At 48.0% G+C, this 17264-nt stretch carries 17 protein-coding genes; 3 read left to right on the top strand and 14 right to left on the bottom strand.

All coding sequences use genetic code 11. From position 1 onward, the window contains the following. The first annotated feature begins 72 nt into the window (after nucleotides 1–72). The gene (locus PMI05_RS12120; RefSeq protein WP_007721676.1) at nucleotides 73–1458 is read left to right on the top strand and encodes an MFS transporter; all 1386 of its coding nucleotides are present in this window, start codon (nucleotides 73–75) and stop codon (nucleotides 1456–1458) included. Nucleotides 1459–1521: 63 nt separating this feature from the next. On the opposite strand, the gene PMI05_RS12115 is transcribed toward PMI05_RS12120, so the two are convergent. Together PMI05_RS12115 and PMI05_RS12110 are read right to left on the bottom strand one after the other, a co-directional pair. Then, nucleotides 1522–2412, bottom strand: a complete 891-nt coding sequence (locus PMI05_RS12115; RefSeq protein WP_007721671.1) for a serine hydrolase — start codon at nucleotides 2410–2412, stop codon at nucleotides 1522–1524. 30 nt (nucleotides 2413–2442) lie between these two features. After that, complete coding sequence (locus PMI05_RS12110) at nucleotides 2443–2787, bottom strand: helix-turn-helix domain-containing protein (RefSeq protein WP_007721669.1); 345 nt, start codon at nucleotides 2785–2787, stop codon at nucleotides 2443–2445. A gap of 188 nt (nucleotides 2788–2975) precedes the next feature. Between PMI05_RS12110 and PMI05_RS12105 the strand changes: the two genes are divergently transcribed. Next, nucleotides 2976–3566, top strand: a complete 591-nt coding sequence (locus PMI05_RS12105; protein ID WP_039960652.1) for an NAD(P)H oxidoreductase — start codon at nucleotides 2976–2978, stop codon at nucleotides 3564–3566. Between the two features lie 142 nt (nucleotides 3567–3708). Here PMI05_RS12105 and PMI05_RS12100 read toward each other — a convergent pair whose 3' ends face one another. The 5 genes from PMI05_RS12100 to pdhA all read right to left on the bottom strand — a co-directional run bounded on the left by PMI05_RS12100 (nucleotide 3709) and on the right by pdhA (nucleotide 9003). Further along, nucleotides 3709–4059 carry a VOC family protein gene (locus PMI05_RS12100; protein ID WP_007721665.1) on the bottom strand — a complete coding sequence of 117 codons (351 nt, stop codon included), beginning with the start codon at nucleotides 4057–4059 and terminating at the stop codon, nucleotides 3709–3711. 131 nt (nucleotides 4060–4190) lie between these two features. Beyond that, nucleotides 4191–5636, bottom strand: a complete 1446-nt coding sequence (gene lpdA / locus PMI05_RS12095) for a dihydrolipoyl dehydrogenase (RefSeq protein ID WP_007721663.1) — start codon at nucleotides 5634–5636, stop codon at nucleotides 4191–4193. Further along, complete coding sequence (locus PMI05_RS12090) at nucleotides 5637–6938, bottom strand: dihydrolipoamide acetyltransferase family protein (RefSeq protein WP_007721661.1); 1302 nt, start codon at nucleotides 6936–6938, stop codon at nucleotides 5637–5639. A gap of 17 nt (nucleotides 6939–6955) precedes the next feature. Beyond that, nucleotides 6956–7939, bottom strand: a complete 984-nt coding sequence (locus PMI05_RS12085) for an alpha-ketoacid dehydrogenase subunit beta (RefSeq protein WP_007721659.1) — start codon at nucleotides 7937–7939, stop codon at nucleotides 6956–6958. Next, entirely contained in the window at nucleotides 7936–9003 is a 1068-nt protein-coding gene (gene pdhA, locus PMI05_RS12080; protein ID WP_007721657.1) for a pyruvate dehydrogenase (acetyl-transferring) E1 component subunit alpha, read from the bottom strand. The genes PMI05_RS12085 and pdhA overlap by 4 nt, the downstream gene beginning before the upstream one ends. Before the next feature lie 231 nt (nucleotides 9004–9234). Here pdhA and PMI05_RS12075 point away from each other — a divergent pair, with 231 nt between their 5' ends. Further along, nucleotides 9235–10644, top strand: coding sequence for a sigma-54-dependent Fis family transcriptional regulator (locus PMI05_RS12075; protein ID WP_007721655.1), 1410 nt, complete (start codon nucleotides 9235–9237; stop codon nucleotides 10642–10644). 78 nt (nucleotides 10645–10722) lie between these two features. Here the strand turns inward: PMI05_RS12075 and PMI05_RS12070 are convergent, their stop codons facing one another. From PMI05_RS12070 to PMI05_RS12040, 7 genes are all read right to left on the bottom strand, one after another. Then, nucleotides 10723–11214, bottom strand: a complete 492-nt coding sequence (locus PMI05_RS12070) for an SRPBCC family protein (protein WP_007721653.1) — start codon at nucleotides 11212–11214, stop codon at nucleotides 10723–10725. 19 nt (nucleotides 11215–11233) lie between these two features. Further along, entirely contained in the window at nucleotides 11234–12061 is an 828-nt protein-coding gene (locus tag PMI05_RS12065) for a carbohydrate ABC transporter permease (RefSeq protein WP_007721651.1), read from the bottom strand. Nucleotides 12062–12073: 12 nt separating this feature from the next. After that, a complete protein-coding gene (locus tag PMI05_RS12060) occupies nucleotides 12074–13384 on the bottom strand; it encodes a carbohydrate ABC transporter permease (protein WP_007721650.1) in 1311 nt (436 codons plus the stop codon). A 108-nt stretch (nucleotides 13385–13492) separates the two neighbouring features. Next, nucleotides 13493–14830, bottom strand: coding sequence for an ABC transporter substrate-binding protein (locus tag PMI05_RS12055; protein ID WP_007721648.1), 1338 nt, complete (start codon nucleotides 14828–14830; stop codon nucleotides 13493–13495). 18 nt (nucleotides 14831–14848) lie between these two features. Continuing rightward, complete coding sequence (locus tag PMI05_RS12050; protein ID WP_007721646.1) at nucleotides 14849–15913, bottom strand: Gfo/Idh/MocA family protein; 1065 nt, start codon at nucleotides 15911–15913, stop codon at nucleotides 14849–14851. An 11-nt stretch (nucleotides 15914–15924) separates the two neighbouring features. After that, complete coding sequence (locus PMI05_RS12045; protein WP_007721644.1) at nucleotides 15925–16893, bottom strand: sugar phosphate isomerase/epimerase; 969 nt, start codon at nucleotides 16891–16893, stop codon at nucleotides 15925–15927. Nucleotides 16894–16957: 64 nt separating this feature from the next. Next, the coding region (locus PMI05_RS12040) for a substrate-binding domain-containing protein (RefSeq protein ID WP_007721642.1) at nucleotides 16958–17264 on the bottom strand (307 nt) is incomplete at its 5' end.

Raw genomic sequence — 17264 nt, 5'->3', positions numbered from 1 at the left:
ATCTTACGCTATTTGCAAATTCGAGCGGTCTGAATGCCTTTTGAGAACTACCCTGGAAATGGAGGAATACACATGAATCACTCCGATTTTGCCATGGAGAATAGCAACAAGCTCCTTCGAGTCCTTGTCGTCACCTTGATTTTTTCGGTCATGAATGGAACGATGTTTAATGTAGCTTTACCGGAAATTGCACAGGAATTCCATCTGATGCCTTCGCAGGTTAGTTGGATTATGACAGGATACATGACCGTCTATGCCATCGGCTCGGTTGTTTTTGGCAAGCTCGCTGACCAATATAGGCTCAAGGACCTTCTGACATATGGTCTCCTTATTTTCGCAGTCGGTTCCATTGCAGGGATGCTCGCCACGGAATATTGGATGATCATTCTTGGACGTATCTTGCAAGCCTCTGGAGCATCGGTTCTGCCAGCGACCGCCATGATTATTCCGATTCGCTATTTCGCTCCTGAACAACGAGGACGAGCACTTGGTACGTCTGCTGTCGGACTCGCCTTGGGAAATGCGGTTGGTCCGGTGGTGGCGGGCCTAATGGCTAGCTTTGGAAGCTGGCGCATGCTGTTTCTTATTTCTTTGCTACCGCTCTTTACTCTCCCTTTCTTCCGCAAATATTTGGACGATGAAAAGGGAGCACCTGGATCAATAGACTTTCTCGGAGGAGGACTACTGGCTTCAACGGTTGCTTTGTTTCTCCTGTCGATTACTGAGAGTAGCGGACTGTTATTCGCAGGGGGAATTGTGCTGTTGGCCATGTTCATCCTCCGAATTCGGACTGCCGAACATCCCTTTATTCAACCTGCATTATTCCGCAACCGAAGCTTTTCAGTAGGCTTGTTCATCGCTTTTCTATCGACAGCCCTGAGCTTTAGTGTCATGTTCATGACCCCACAATTTTTGAGCGCAATCAATCAGTTGTCTGCTGGAAACATCGGCTTTGTACTTTTCCCTGCCGCAATTGCCTCTGCACTCTTGGGACGCCAAGGTGGTTTGCTTGCAGATGAACGCGGGAACTTCTTCGTTGTCTCGCTAGCTGCTTTCTTAATGCTCGTAAGCTTCAGCCTGCTCTCAACCTTCGTGGGCATCTCGCCAATCACCATTGCTGTCATTCTCATTTTGAGCAATGTAGGTCAAACCTTCATGCAAATTGCCTTGTCCAATACACTTTCGAGAACGCTCGTGAAGGAACAGACAGGCGTCGGCATGGGACTATTTTCGATGCTGAACTTCATCTCAGGTGCCGTTGCTATGAGCCTGATTGGAAAAGCACTAGACAATCAAACGGCAACGATGAAGATCAATCCGCTGGCAAATCCGGCAGCATCTGTGTACAGCAATATCTTCCTCCTGCTAGCCATTCTCATCATGGGAGTTTGGATGCTGTATCGACTGCAATTCCATGCCAGTAAAACTCTTGTCCATACAGACGAACCATCCAAGTAAAATGTTTCATGTAAAAAGAAACCAGTTCTAAGGACCTCCTCGTGTCCTGAACTGGTTTTCGTTCTATTCCGCTGCAAGTATGTACTGCCCTCCAAAGCCAAGGGCAAAATAGTAGAAGTTGTCCTCTGTCCAGTCATCGCTTGGATCGATTCTGTCACTCCACCAATGCAAGCCGTAAGACCCAATCCTCTCGTATGTCCGAAATTTTGGCTGAATCGATTCTTGAACCCATGCTGCTGGAACGATTTGCTTGTCTTGCCATTGACCGACTTGCAGATAGAGTAATCCTAGCTTTCCCATATCACGCGAAGTAAGGCGTAATCCGTCTCCCCCGTTATGAATCCCCTGTCCGTCCGAATACCAATACGAATCTTCGATGTTCAAAGGCTGAAAGAGATACTTTTTGGCAAAATCATATGTGCTCATTCCTGTTGCCTTTTGCAGGATGGCAGACAATAAATGCGAACAACCAGAATTGTAATTCATCTTCTCTCCCGGTTGGTCAAGCAACGGTCGATCCAGCACAAATCGCACCCAATCCGGACTGTGGAGCATCCGGGGAAATGATTGCCACTCGCCGAACTCTGGCCAATCAAAGCCGGGTGTCATCGTGAGCAAATGAAACAAGGTAATGGATCGTTTAACGGGATCGACAGACTTTTGCTCTAAATAGGGAAAGTAGGAAGTGATAGGTATATCTAAACCAGCAATCAGTCCTTGATCTAATGCAATCCCGATAAGCGCTGAGATAAAGCTTTTGGTGCAAGAATTGATCTTTTGAAGTTTTTGCGCTTGCTTCTTGTTTTTATGATATTCGTAAGTCAGATAACCGTCTTGAATGATGAGGCAGCTGACGACCTTCTCTTTTCTGATCTTTCTGTCAAATCCATTCAAAAGCTCTGTATCTAACCGCGTTATTGCAGGGTCTGCAAGTGGAAACAAGGGTGAATGCACGTGATTGTTCCTCCTCCGACCGATTGGTATTTAAGACTCTTTCCCTGGTATTTCCCCCCTAAGGTATCGTTCGCCCCATTCACACATGAGATCCATGATTGGTTTGAGCGTTTCACCCAATTCACTCAATTCATACTCGACCTTTGGCGGTACTTGGCTGTACACAGTCCTGATGACAATTCCGTCCTCTTCTAGCTCGCGAAGCTGCTGTGTCAGGATTTTTTGGCTAATGTCCGGCATTTGTTTTTTCAATTCGCTCGTTCTTTTTGGGCCGTAGTATAACTGACATAAAATCAAGGTTTTCCATTTGCCCCCTAAAACATCTAGCGTTGCTTCAGAAGGAATTTGGTATGTATGTTTGAGCTTTGGTCTCATCGATTGGCTATCCTCCCTCATTACTTACGATTTTTCAGGAACCTTTTTGTTCCTATGTTACTTTTTGGTATCGAAAGCACAAAAAAGTGCGTACTTTTCACATTCCATTATATGGTGCATGATTCGGATATACCAGCACCTTAGAAGATGGACGTACAAATGACTACAAAGATAGAGTGGGTATGAAAATGAAAGTACTGACAGTTGTTACCCATCCACGAACCAATTCCTTGACCTTTGCCGTTGCAGAACGTTTCGTTCAGGGCCTAAAAGAGGCAGGACATGAGGTTGAAGTTTTGGATTTGTATCGCAGTGGTTTTCACCCTGTTTTATGGGAGGAAGATGAGCCAGATTGGAACAATGGAGATAAGAAATATTCCGAAGAGGTCGAGATTGAAATGGAGCGCATGAAAAAACACGACGCGTTAGCCTTTATTTTTCCGATCTGGTGGTTCAGCATGCCAGCCATGCTAAAAGGATATATCGATCGCGTCTGGAACAACGGGTTTGCCTATGGTTCACGTAAACTACATCATAAGCATGCATTGTGGATCGGTCTCGCAGCTGCTCCTGAAGATCATTTTCAAAAAAGACGTTATGACCAAATGATGACGCATCACCTCAATGTAGGAATCTCCAGTTACGTCGGGATCGACGATTCGAGGGTTGAGTTCCTTTATGACACCTTGGCGCAAAATCCTGCGCATATTGAGCAGTTGTTGGACCGTGCTTATCACCTGGGATTGCATTATGGGAGAAAAGAGAGCCTCCAGGTATAAAAAATGTCTCTCTATCGAAGCCATTGGTGGGCGTTGCAACTTTATCGCCCACCCCTTCTGACTTACTGGATGTTTAAACAATAAAAAAGAAAGCCCCCTTTTCTTATACGAAAAAGTAGGCTTTCGGCTATGTGTATACGCGTTACGCAAGAACCTCAACCGTAAATCCACCAGGAGCTTTCACATAAAACGTCCAACCATGCGATCTTACTGGCGATGCTACTTTGAAACCATCTTCTTTTAAGCGTTGATTAATTTCATTTACTTTCTCTTCGCTCTCCTGGATGAAACCGATATGAAATGTCTTGGGATATTGGACTTCGGCACCCTTCATTAAGGTAAACACCAAGCCGTTATCGTCAAATAAGACCCCAAAATTATCGCCACGAGCATCATTCGACGTATCTAACTTTTTCAGGCCAAAATATTTCTCCAAGAAATCCGAAGCAGCTGGAACATCCGTAACGGTAAGATTGACGTGATTCAATTTCATAATGACCACACATCCTTTGCACGAGATTAATTCAAGCGTAGCACATTCATGCAAATGCTAATCTTGATAGGCACCGGGGCTGATCATTGTCATGAATATCCGTCACTATTCTTTAAGGTTTCACGATCATTCTATTTGTTCACAGCTACTTTTGTTTTGTTTACGATATGAATGGCATGACCTAACACCGCTTCGGCAGCCTCCAGCCATACCTCGCTTAAAGTCGGATGCGGATGCATGGTTAACGCCACATCTTCTACACGTGCAGCAAGCTCAAGTGCCAGCACACCCTCCCCGATCAGGTTCGATGCATCAGCACCTACAACGTGCATTCCCAACAATAAATGACTTTCGTGATCCACTATCACTTCCGCAAAACCTTCTCCTTCATCCATGGCGAGTGCTCTGCCATTCGCCCGATAAGGGAACACCGCTGCCTTGACTTTGTACCCTTGAAGCTCAGCCTCTTCGCGTGTCATCCCCACACCCGCTATTTGCGGCTCGGTAAAAATCACATAAGGTAAATACGGGGAATCTACGCTACTAGGCAGCCCTGCGATAACCTCGGCTGCCACAATCCCTTGCTTCGTCGCACGATGGGCTAACGCAGGGCCAGGTGTTACATCGCCGATGGCATAAATATGCGCCTTGTTCGTACTGCCAGTCGGCGTCACGGAAATATAGCCTCGCTCGTCCATTTCTACTCCCGCCTGCGCGAGTCCGAGTTCACCTGTGTTAGGCACTCGCCCTATAGTGACGAGCGTTTTATGTGCGGTGATATTTTCGGAACCGTTCTTTTCCGAAGTGCACGCGAGTGTGACTCTTCCGTTCGCTACTTCAGCCTTCTCTACTTTTGTCGCGATCTTTACCGTCATCCCGAGCTGTTTCGCCTGCTTGAGCACTTCCTGAGAGAGATGGGCAGCTGTTTGCGGCAAAATGCGCTCGGTTGCCTCAATGATGGTCACCTGCGATCCAAGCTTGGCGAACGCCATCCCGAGCTCCATTCCAATATAGCCCCCGCCGATTATGGCCAGTGTCGCCGGTACTTCATCCAGTGCCAGCATATCAGTAGAATCCAGAATATATTCTCCATCTGTTTTCAAAAATGATGGAATAAATGGACGTGATCCTGTCGCGATAATCGCTTGTTTAAATTTGTACGTTTCAAAATCGCCACCCGTCTCGACACCTATCCGATCACTCGAGAGAAATGTCGCTGTCCCCTTCACGACTGTAACTCCATTGGCCTGACAGAGATAATCGACCCCTTTGTTCAGTTGAGCAACGACAGAAGACTTCCACGTTTGCCAGCTCGGCATATGGAAGGTCGCTTTCCCTTCCGGCAGTTGGATTCCAAGCTTATTCAGACTACTTAGCTTGTGGTATTCGCCTGCTGTATGAATCAATGCTTTCGACGGAATGCATCCGCGATTCAAGCAGACCCCACCCAGTACTTCTTTTTCAATCAGAACGACCGATTTCCCCAGCTGTCCGAGACGAATAGCGGCTGCATAACCTCCTGGCCCACCACCGATAACAACCACATCTGTTTCGACTGCTACTTCGCCGACTACCATCTATACCATCTCCGCAAACAATAGATTCGGATCTTCCAGCAGCTCCTTGATCCGGTTGGTAAAACGTACCGCTGTCACGCCATCGATCAGGCGGTGATCAAACGAAAGTGACAGGTTCATCATCCAGCGAATGACCCCTTCATCCTCACGCACGACCCAGCGCTTCTCCATTTTGTGCAAACTGATAATCGCCACCTCGGGGTGATTAATGATTGGAGTTGCTTGCAGTCCCCCAATTGGACCTACATTGCTGATCGTGAAGGTGCCACCTGTTATGTGTTCCATGGTCAATTTGCCTTCACGAGCCAAGCGTGCCAGTTGATCGATTTCTTCTGCGAGTTGAAAAATCGATTTGTGGTCTGCATCCTTGATGACTGGTACGATCAAGCCCTCAGGCGTATCGGTTGCAATGCCGATATGGTAAAAGCGCTTGAGCAAAATTTCATTCGTACGATCGTCAATCGATGCGTTCAGCGTCGGGAATTCCTTTAGTGCAATGACCAGCGCCTTGATAAAGAACGGCAGGAAGGTCAGCTTGATATTTCGCTTATCCGCATGTGGCTTTAACTTTTCGCGCAAAGCACGCAGCTGATCCATCTCCAGCTCATCAACTGAAGTAACATGCGGGATGATGGTAACTGATTTCACCATATGCTCGGCAATCTTTTTCCGGATGCCTTTTAATGGTAGCCGTTCGATATCTCCCTGCGACGAAGTGGCTACACGAGTAGCTGTCCCTGTTTTCGGCTGAACAACCGGTTCAGTCTCAACCGCCACTGTACTTGCCTCCAACAGACGCTCATTGCCAGAAACCGTCGTCGGAAACTTAGCTGGTGCTGATTTTTGCAGTCGATTGGCGAATTGTCGCAAATCTTCTTCCGTCACACGTCCCGCTGCTCCAGTACCCGTGACCAACTCGATATCCAGCTTCATTTCCCGTGCCAGCTGCCGAACGTATGGCGTGGCCAATGAGCGGCGGTGATCAGCACGAGCTGGTGCAAAATTGACTGTCTTATCCGGGTTTACGACCTTTTCTGGAAGCTTTGTCTCTTCCTTCTTTGCTTCCGTTCCTGCATCTATCACGAGAAGGGTAGTTCCGACCTCTACTGTTTCCCCTTCCGATATCAAAATTTCACGAATGATGCCAGTCACTGGCGCAGACAACTCAGCATTCACCTTGTCTGTCTGCACCTCGAGCAATGGCTGATCCTGTAGAACGGATTCACCTGTGCGAACCAATACTTTTACGATTTCTCCTTCATGCATACCTTCGCCCACATCTGGAAGCTTGAACTCAACCATATGACTCGCTCCTTCTCTTAAAACGTAGCCGTTTCCATAATTCCGTCCTTCACGCGTTCAGCCGTTGGCAAATAATCATCCTCGATGCTGAATTGCGGGACAGGCACGTCAAATCCGGTAATTCGTTTCACGGGAGCCTTCATGTAGATCAATGCTTCATCATTGATTATGGAAATGATCTCTGCACCCAACCCAGCAGTCTTATGCGCTTCGTGTACGACAACTGCACGTCCCGTCTTTTTGACCGAGGCTATGATCGTATCCCGATCCAATGGATAGAGCGTGCGCAAATCAATGACTTCACAGCTCAAGCCGTTTTCGCGCTCGATCTGTTTCGCAGCATCCTCTGCGACACGAAGCATCGCTCCCCAAGCAAAAATGGATACATCCGAGCCTTCCTGGACGACCTTCGCTTTTCCGATGGGTACACGATACATTTCTTCCGGAACCTCTTGTTTAAATGCGCGATAGAGCTTGGTCGGCTCCAAAAAAATGACCGGGTCAGGATCTTCCATTGCTGCAATCAGCAAGCCTTTTGCATCATAAGGTGTGCTTGGTGCCACAACCTTTAAGCCCGGGACATGGGCAAAAAACGTTTCGACACTCTCCGAATGCAGCTCAGGACCGCGAATCCCTGCCCCGTACGGCGTGCGTATGACCATCGGTACATGATACTGACCGCGAGTCCGATAGCGCATGCGTGCAGCATGAGAAACTATTTGTTCGAAGCCCGGATAAATAAAGGCAAGGAATTGAATCTCGACCACAGGAATTTTCCCGTTCATGGCAAGACCGATTGCCGCCCCGATTATTCCCGCCTCAGCTAGCGGCGTGTCCACTACACGGTCTGGACCGTACTTGTGAATCAAATCTTCCGTCGCCCGGAACACACCACCATTCACGCCGATATCCTCGCCGAGTAGCATTATGCGTGAATCATCTGCCAATTTTTGATCCATGGCCTCCGTGATTGCTTGAATCATCGTCAGTTTGCGTTTCATGCTGGGATTCCCTCCTGCTTCGATGGCTTGACGAGCTCGCTCTCCTGTTCGGTTGCCATCCACGATGGTTCAGCGTAGACGTGCTTGAACATGTCTTTCGGTTTGGACTTCGGATAGCTCTCTGCTTCGACAAGAGCTGCGTCGATCTGCTCATTCACCCGTGCAACCAGCTCTGCTTCCTTCGTTTCATTCCATAACCCTTGATTCTCCAGATACACACGTAACCTTTGGAGTGGATCGCGTTCTTGGCGCCATTCCTCAGACAAACTCTCTTGATCCCGGTATTTCTTCGGATCATCTGCGGTCGTGTGTGCACCATAGCGAAATGTGACTGCTTCAATTAATGTCGGTCCCTTACCTTCTAACCCACGTTGCATAGCTTCTTTCATGGTCAGCCAAACAGCGAAGATATCATTGCCGTCAATCCGAACCCCAGGGATGTCATAAGCAGCCGACCGTTGTGCAATCGTTTTCGATGCAGACTGCTGTGAAAACGGAACACTGATCGCGAAGCCGTTGTTTTGACAGAAGAAGATGGTCGGTGTTTGAAATACGCCTGCAAAATTCAATGCCTCATGAAAATCGCCTTCTGAGCTTGCCCCGTCACCAAAGTAGGCGATACTGACATGCTTTTCATTTTGTAGCTTGCTCGCCCAAGCAGTCCCTACTGCATGGACCATTTGAGTCGCGATCGGCACACATGGCGGCATGATGTTCAAATGTTTCGGGCTAATACTCCCTTCCATGTGACCCATCCAATAAAGGAACACCCTTGCCATGGATTGACCATGGACGATCGCTGCCGCATGGTCTCGGTAGGTTGGGAAAAGCCAATCTCCAGGTGTTAATGCCATCGCGCTGCCTACTTGTGAAGCTTCCTGCCCTTCAAAGGGAGCATACGTGCCCATTCTTCCTTGTCGCTGCAGGTTAATCGACTTGCGGTCAAACTGGCGAACCAGCGCCATATTTTCATACATCTTGATCATCGTCGCCTCGTCCAATTGCCCCTTGAGATCGCCTACCAGCTCACCCGCTGGACTCAATACCTGATATAATGAAGACATGGAAACATCCCTCTCTTTTTCAATGAAAAACACCGCGGTGTCTTTCGAAGATATGATTCTGATCGTCTTGCTTCTACTTTCGTCCCTATAGAAGAGCAAATAGCATGCCAATCATTTGAAAGCGATTTCACAACAAAACGATTCGAAAATGATCATTTTTGCATATGCATAATTGCACATAGATGATTAATTCTGACTATTCCGTTTACAAGCCTACTGAGGAGGACTTCGATGTATCAAACCAAGTATTTCCAGACCAGTGACAATCATGAGCTTGCAAAATTGCTGACGACCATCTTCAGTACATCCCACGATGGCTTGGCGATCTGTGACCGTAACGGCTACGTCCTGCTCTACAATGAGGCGTACTTGAACATCACGGGAGTTCCCGCCGACATCTTGAACAATTTTAGCTTTATGGAGCAAAAAGAAATGCATCTTGTTCCCGACTCTTCTGCTGTACGTACGATTTTGACAAAACAAACGCATAGTGTCGTGATCGATTATGCGAACGGTCGGCAAGCGATCAATACGGCTACCCCGCTGCTCGATCCAAACAAGGAATTATTGTTTGTGGTGGGAAATGTGCGTGACGTCACAGAGCTGAATCAGCTTCAGAGGGAGCTGGAGGAAACACGTCAAATCAGTTCCGCGTATCAAAGGGCTTTGGAGCATATCCAAACCGATAGTGACTTTGACGAGCAGATCATTTATCGCAGTGGGCTCATGCATCGAATAGCTTCACTCGCCAAGCGCTTTGCGACCAACGACTCCCCCGTTCTCTTGCTAGGAGAATCTGGTGTCGGTAAGGATGTCATGGCGAACTACATTCACGCCCAAAGCGGACGTACAGGGGAATTCATTAAGATTAACTGTGGGGCCATTCCCGAGCATTTACTCGAGTCCGAATTGTTTGGCTATGAGAAAGGCGCCTTTACGGGGGCAAGTCAATCGAAGGAGGGATTGTTTGAGCTGGCGGATCGAGGAACTATTTTTCTCGATGAGATTGGAGACCTCCCTTTTCCTTTACAGGTGAAGCTCTTGAATGTATTGCAGGATGGACGGATTCGCAGACTCGGGGGAAAAACATCGCGTCAGGTTAACATGCGAATCATTGCTGCCACCAATAGCGACTTGGAAGCGATGGTCGAACAAAAGCGTTTTCGGCAGGATCTGTTCTACCGGCTAAACGTACTTGTCCTCACCATTCCACCCTTGCGTGAACGCCGCGAGGATATTCCAGCTCTCATTTTCTACTATTTGAAAAAGCTCGAATGGAAGTACCAGCAAGAGATGCGCATCGAAACAGATGCGTTGGAGGCACTGATGGATTATGATTGGCCAGGGAATACTCGCGAGCTGAAAAATGTGGTGGAACGTTCTTTCCATATGTGTGAAAATGGGCGCATTACATTTGATCAGTTGCCGGCGTCCATTCGCAATACTCAGCAGACTGCCCTGCCGCTCCACCTCGCCAAAATGGATGAGCTGTTGCCGTTAAAAGAAGCGGTTGAACGGTTTGAACGTGCGTATATCCAACGACTCTTAAAAGAGACAGACACCATGCAGCAGTGTGCGGATAAGCTGCAAGTGAACATATCCACACTCGTGCGAAAAAAACGCAGCCTCCGCATAAAATAGTGCAAAAGGAAAAGCCCGATACATTTAAGTTCGGGCTTTCTCGTTATTACATAGTATGGTCTCGCAAACATTCGGGGGCTATCTCACAAGCCCTTCTCTTAATGTGTTGATCCCATGCTCCAGATACCCCTTCAAACAGCTTAAGACGTAAACCCAGCCTTCTTTATTGTCGACCATTTTTTGCAGGAGCGCAGGATCATTTTCTTGAAAGCCCTCTTCGTTCATTTCGATGATCGTCGTGGCTTCATCCAACGCTTTTAACGTAATCGTTACAGTATTTTCTTCTCCCGCCCACTGGAAAACGATTCGTTTATTCACTTCAATTTCGTGAACGGTAATCCCTACTTCTGCATTGTAAATATCGTAGAATAACGTAATGTTCTTCCCTTCTTCCCACCTTGCCGAGCTGGAAGAGAACCAGAAGTTGCCGATTTTCTCTGGGTCCACAAAAGCTTCGAACACTTCATGGGCAGGCCTGTTAATCTGAAATTTTGTAAGATTATTCATGCGTCCGTCAACTCTCTTTCTGATTGCTGCTTCCACCGTATCACAATCACACTTGCTGGACAAATGATAGAATGACTCCCTTTTATTCTTTTACTGCCCCAGAAGTCAATCCTGAGATAATCCGCTTTTGGAAAATCAATACCATCACTACGAGTGGGATCGTCACGATGATCGAGGCAGCAGATATTTCTCCCCACGGGATTGTAAACATTCCTTGAAACATGACGATTCCCACAGGCACAGTCTTCATCGCTTCCTGTGTATTCAACGTCAAGGCGAACAAAAATTCATTCCACGCTGCTATAAAAACGAGGATGGCCGTCGTAAAAACCCCAGGCATAGCGAGTGGGAAAAATACCTTGGTCATCGTCTGCCAAATGCTCGCGCCGTCTACTTTGGCTGCTTCGCCCAAATCACTCGGTATTTTGCGGAAAAAGATGGTCAGATTCCAGATCGCAAGCGGCAGCGCAAAAGTTGTATAAGGAATGATCAGGCCTATGTAGCTGTTCGTTAAGCCCATCGATTGCATGAACATAAAAATTGGTGAAATGGTAGCGATCTGCGGAAACATGGACACAGCCAGTACAACACCTAAAATAATCGTCTTTCCCCGAAAGGACAGCCAGGCAATCGCATATGCAGCAAAGGAAGCAATCGTAATGGAGTATAGAGTAGTTAACGTCGCCACGACAGTTGAATTCCACAAGTAACGGGCAAACGGTCTTTCTGTGAAGACGCGGACAAAGTTGTCAAAAGAAGGATTTTGGATGATAAAATGAAAGGCTCGCTCTCCAAACAGCTCCGCTGGTGGCTTCAATGCTGCGAGGAGAATCCATAAAAACGGGAACATCACAAGAAAAACGAATAGCAGTAAACCCACATAAAACAAGGGACCCGTATGTTTGCGCATCCAATCACCTCCTTATTTGCCACTGCCATCACTCAGCAGATCAGCTCCCAATATTTTGACATAGCCGATGGAGATCAAAGCCACACATAAAAAGACAATGACTGCAAGCGCTGAGCCTTCCCCGAAGCTCATTTGAGCAAACATCGTTTTATACGCGTAAATGGAAATGGTCTCGGTCGAGTTCCCGGGTGCCCCACCTGTCAGCGTGTAAATCAAATCAAATACACGGAATGCATCAAGCGTACGGAACAATAGCGCCACCAGAATGGTTGATTTCAGCATAGGAAGCGTAATACGAAAAAATTGCTGGGTGCGAGTGGCACCGTCCACAGAAGCTGCTTCATACAAGCTTTGCGGGATCGTTTGCAGGCCTGCGAATATGAGCAAAGCCATGAACGGCGTTGTCTTCCACACATCTGCCAAAATGACGGAAAACATGGCTCCAGCCTTGGTCGTCAGGAGCATCCCCATATCTGAGATCAACCCTGCCTGCTCAAAAAGATAGGCAACGATGCCATTTTGCCCGTCGTACAAAAACTTCCACATCATCGCGGAGATCACAGTCGGAATCGCCCACGGTATTAACACGGTTGCTCGAACAAGACTCCTTCCACGAAAAGGTCGATTGATCAACAGTGCAATCAATATGCCGAGCACCAATTCAATGGCAACGGAGATAACGGTAAAAAACGCAGTATTATACAGAGCCCCCCACATCCGAGCGTCCGTTAAAAACTTCTTGTAGTAGGCAAAACCAACAAAGTTGGGCTCGATAATCGAAGCTTCAATGCCTTGGATCACGCCTAGAGAACCCTCTGGCTTCGAAAGCAGCTTTTGTTCACTCATTTGTAAAAGGACCGCTCTGACTTCTGCCAAGCTGGTTTTGATTGAGTCTGTTTGTTCGTTCGAGAGACTCACATATTTGAGTTCTGTGGGGACTGGTTTAAAGTCCAGCAATAGCTGGTCGATCATTTGGTATCTGCTCGCGATCTCGCCTGTTTGGTTGAGGGAAGTGTTCATTTGTTCGATTTGCGCTTGGAGCGCGTTCAATTTTTCCTTTGATGACCCTTCTGCAGAGTCCACCTCCCTCTTCACATACCGGAGCAGATTGGGTAACGTGCTGACGTAGCGCTCCATATCTAGTCCGTATGAAGAGTGAATCTCTGATTTCGTCGGGTCGTTCAACCGGATATCGTGCAGACTGATCCAAAAGGATCGCATGACAGGCCAAATCGCGATAACAAGTATGATGAGCAGTGCAGGAAAAATCAGCAAATACCCCATCTGTTTTTCTGAGAGAGACATTTTGGTTAATCGATTCATCCGTTCACCACCTTCCTTCCCGCTAGAAGCTTGGTTGTGCTTGCCAGATCGTTGTGCAACCTCCAAGGAAGCCGGTTAGACCCCCTTGGAAGCCCCACTTGTTGCCGCTTATTTTTTCATCAAGTCGTTCATCTGCGTTTCCATGTTTTGCACCGCTTGCTCGGCTGTTTGCTGCCCTACGAGCGCTTTGGATACCTCGATTTGGATCACTTCCGAAATTTTTGGATAGATCGGAGTTGTTGGACGAGATACAGCAGCGCTTACGCCATCGACGAAATCTTTGTTGGCAAACAACGGACTGGCTTTTTGAACATCGGCATCATCGTAGGCTGGCAGGTAGGTTGGGGCGAGCCCACCTTCTACCGCTGAAATTTCCTGCCCTTCTGGACCTGTCATGAATTTAAGGAATTCCCATGCTTCTTTCGGGTGCTTCGAAAACTTGTTGATTCCGCCCATCCAACCGCCGAGTGCTGCTGCGGAGCCTGCATCGCCTGCTGGCAGTGGAGCGATCCCGACTTGATCGACGATTTTGGACTGAGCCTGATCCTGCGCCAACGCGAACTGATACGGCCAGTTGCGGATAAAAGGTGCCTGCCCCTCGAGGAATGCCGTATGTGATTCTGGCTCCATGAATGTGGTGATATTGGTTGGGACGAAATCGGATTTGACGACTTCGATCATTTTTTTCAATCCTTTGATCGTAGCTGGATTGTTGACCGCTACTTTGCCTTGCTCATCCAAAATTTTTCCGCCGTACGATGCACTGAACTCGACAAAGTTACAAACCAATCCTTCATATTGCTTGGCTTGCATCAAGTAGCCGAACTTCGTGCCGCCCTTGCCCTTCGTGGCTTTTGCTTGGGTAATCAGTTCATCCCACGTCTTTGGTGCTTCGGTTACGAGATCTTTGCGGTAAAACAAGAGTCCCGCGTCGATAAACTTGGGCATAGTCCATTGCTGGCCGCCAAAGTTCCCGGCATCCATTGCCCCTTTGATGTATTTTCCGGTTTCGATTCCATCTTGCTCCATCAGGCGATCGAGCGGCAGGAGATAACCCGCTTGTGCGAATTCAGCCGGCCAAATGACGTCCAGGTCAAACACGTCGATTTCAGATGATTGTGCACTGAACATGGTGACGTATTGATCATGACTCTGCCCGGAATCGGCAGGCATCTCTCGGATTTCTACTTCGATATTTGGATTGGCTTTTTGGAAAGCTTCTACGAGCTTTTTGGTGGAATCAGTCGCGTCTTTTCCTCGTGCGTAGACAAGCTTAATTTTTTCGGCTGCGGGCGGTGCTGGATCTGTTTTAGTTGCGGATGGTGTTGAAGGCTGTGATGGGGTTGTATCTGTAGAGGCTTGCTGAGGTGTGGAAGAACATGCTGCCAATGAGAAGGCCATTAATAAGGTAAGTCCAACGGATGTAAGTCTTTTCGCAACTTTCATCTAAGTAACCCCCTATGCTCATGTTAGAAACTTGACTGCTTCACCTTTTTGTGCGGATGTGTAGATGGCTTCGATCAATCTGTTAATGTACAAGGCTTGTTCCGGTGTGCAGAGAATCTCTGCCTTCCCTTCGATGGCGTCGATGAAATTACGGAATAAGAGTACGCGTTCTTTTTGAGGTTTTGGTGTTAATTCTGTCGAGGCAGATACGCCGTTCCATTCGTGGTAAAGCGTGAACTGGTTATCCAATAAACGAAGGGATGCCCCACCCTCTTGTCCATATAGTTGAAGGAAAACGTTTTCCTCTTCGATGTGAGAAGCCCAGCTTGCGTCGAGCGTAAGCGACAATCCGTTCTCAAAGGTGATCATCGCCACTGCCATATCTTCCACGTCAAACTTCCCGCTATCATCGATCCTTCCCCACTCTGACAAGCCGCGTTTGTGAGGCCCGAATTGCGCGTACGTTTGCCCGAGGACGGATACAGGCTTTGGATGGTCCAAGAGCCATAAGGTCAAATCGAGCATATGTACGCCGATATCAATCAACGGACCGCCGCCTGCCCATTCTTTTTGCGTAAACCAGCTCCCCCATCCTGGAATCCCATTTCGTCTGACCCAACCGGTTTTGGCGTGATAAATATTTCCCAGCTTTCCTTCCTTCAGCCATGTTTTGACTTGCAGGGAATCGCTTCGGAATCGGTTATTTTGTGCTACCATGAGGATTTTGTCTACTTTCTTCGCGGCTTCGATCATTTCTTCTGCTTCCTGAGCATTCATCGCCATCGGCTTTTCGCACAGCAAATGCTTGCCTGCTGCAAGCGCACTTTTGGTTGCTTCTGCATGCAAGTAGTTCGGGACACAAACAATGATCGCGTCGGTATCAGACTCTTGAAGCATCGTCTCGTACTCAGTGAAAACCTGCGGAATGTCATGTCGTTTCGCACGATAAGAAGCCATTTCTGCGGAAATATCTGCAATGGCAACTACCTCTGCTCGCGGCTCTTCTTTAATCGCCTCCAAGTGTGCTTCTGTAATTCCCCCTGCACCGATGATTCCGATTTTCCATTTGCGTCGATTCGTCATTTTTTCCCCTCCTACACCCACCATAGATTCTGGACTGGTTCCCGCAAGATGACTTGCTGCAGGTTTTGAACAGCGCGCTGAAAGCCTTCCTCAATCGACATGATGGCATCCTCGTGCTCGATGCTCACGACATAATCGTATCCATTCATGCGCAGTGCACTCATCATATCCACCCACGTCTGCTGTGAATGCCCATAGCCTACGGTTCGGAAATACCAAGCACGTTCATGTAGATTGGCGTAGGAATTCATATCCGTCAGCCCGTACATGTTCACTTTTTCCTGGTCAATATACGTGTCTTTGGCATGGAAATGATAGATGGCTTTTTCTTTGCCTAAGATTTTGATCGCAGCTACCGGATCAATCCCTTGCCACCACATGTGACTTGGATCGAAGTTTGCCCCAATCCCCTCGCCTACCTGTTCCCGCAGCTTCAGCAGTGTCCCAGGTGTGTGGACGAGAAAGCCGCCATGCAGTTCCAACGCAACCTTGACATGATGCTCAGTCGCATACGCAGTCCAATCGCGCCAGTACGGAATGAGCTTCTCGTTCCATTGCCAATGGAGCACGTCTCGATACTCATTGGGCCAAGGAGCAACGGGCCAGCTCGGGTACTTCGCTCCTTCGTGGTCGCCTGCCGTGCCAGAAAAGCAATTGACCACAGGCACCTCCAGCATCTCGGCTAGCTGTACCGTTTTCACAAACGTATCGTGGGACTGCTGCGCAAAGCTTTTATCTGGTGTCAACGGGTTGCCGTGACAACTGAGCGCGCTGATTATCAATCCCCGATCCTCTACTGCTTTTTTGTACGCTCGTCTTTTTTCCGGACTTTCCAACAGCTCATCCAGATTGCAGTGCGCATTGCCCGGATAGCAGCCTGTGCCGATTTCCACAGCCTCTAAACCTGCTGCCTTCACATGATCCAGCATTTCTTCGAACGACTTCTCGCTAAAAAGAACGGTAAATACGCCAAGCTTCATATCTCTTCACCCCTTTTGAATGCGTAAACTCGTTTGCTTCTTCTATATGGTAAGACTTGTTGCCTCACTTCAGTAAAGCGCTTACAGTTTGGCGAATCACGAGATGGTGTGGGACGGTGCTCATTCTCTCTACTGGTTCATTGCGGATTTGTCTGAGTAGTTGCTCTGCTGCGGCTTTTCCGTACATGAACGGGTCATTGTGCACGGTGGTGAGCATGGGGCGGGAAAGTGAGGCAAGCTCCAAATTGTCGAAGCCCATGACGGAGATGTCTTCTGGTACACGAACGCCATGGTCGTACAAGTAATTGAGGACGCCAACCGCCATTAGGTCTGTTGCGACAAAAACGGCTGGTGGACGAATTTTTTTTTCA

It is taken from the genome of Brevibacillus sp. BC25 (genome assembly GCF_000282075.1).
Taxonomy (GTDB): Bacteria; Bacillota; Bacilli; order Brevibacillales; family Brevibacillaceae; genus Brevibacillus.
This window is presented reverse-complemented; position numbering and strand designations above follow the sequence as displayed.

What these genes read in the sequence shown, in the direction of transcription:
- PMI05_RS12120 (WP_007721676.1), top strand. Translation starts at nt 73, where the DNA reads ATGAATCACTCCGATTTTGCCATGGAGAATAGCAACAAGCTCCTTCGA.
- PMI05_RS12110 (WP_007721669.1), bottom strand. Translation starts at nt 2,787, where the DNA reads ATGAGACCAAAGCTCAAACATACATACCAAATTCCTTCTGAAGCAACG.
- PMI05_RS12105 (WP_039960652.1), top strand. Translation starts at nt 2,976, where the DNA reads ATGAAAGTACTGACAGTTGTTACCCATCCACGAACCAATTCCTTGACC.
- PMI05_RS12100 (WP_007721665.1), bottom strand. Translation starts at nt 4,059, where the DNA reads ATGAAATTGAATCACGTCAATCTTACCGTTACGGATGTTCCAGCTGCT.
- lpdA (WP_007721663.1), bottom strand. Translation starts at nt 5,636, where the DNA reads ATGGTAGTCGGCGAAGTAGCAGTCGAAACAGATGTGGTTGTTATCGGT.
- PMI05_RS12090 (WP_007721661.1), bottom strand. Translation starts at nt 6,938, where the DNA reads ATGGTTGAGTTCAAGCTTCCAGATGTGGGCGAAGGTATGCATGAAGGA.
- PMI05_RS12085 (WP_007721659.1), bottom strand. Translation starts at nt 7,939, where the DNA reads ATGAAACGCAAACTGACGATGATTCAAGCAATCACGGAGGCCATGGAT.
- pdhA (WP_007721657.1), bottom strand. Translation starts at nt 9,003, where the DNA reads ATGTCTTCATTATATCAGGTATTGAGTCCAGCGGGTGAGCTGGTAGGC.
- PMI05_RS12075 (WP_007721655.1), top strand. Translation starts at nt 9,235, where the DNA reads ATGTATCAAACCAAGTATTTCCAGACCAGTGACAATCATGAGCTTGCA.
- PMI05_RS12065 (WP_007721651.1), bottom strand. Translation starts at nt 12,061, where the DNA reads ATGCGCAAACATACGGGTCCCTTGTTTTATGTGGGTTTACTGCTATTC.
- PMI05_RS12060 (WP_007721650.1), bottom strand. Translation starts at nt 13,384, where the DNA reads ATGAATCGATTAACCAAAATGTCTCTCTCAGAAAAACAGATGGGGTAT.
- PMI05_RS12055 (WP_007721648.1), bottom strand. Translation starts at nt 14,830, where the DNA reads ATGAAAGTTGCGAAAAGACTTACATCCGTTGGACTTACCTTATTAATG.
- PMI05_RS12050 (WP_007721646.1), bottom strand. Translation starts at nt 15,913, where the DNA reads ATGACGAATCGACGCAAATGGAAAATCGGAATCATCGGTGCAGGGGGA.
- PMI05_RS12045 (WP_007721644.1), bottom strand. Translation starts at nt 16,893, where the DNA reads ATGAAGCTTGGCGTATTTACCGTTCTTTTTAGCGAGAAGTCGTTCGAA.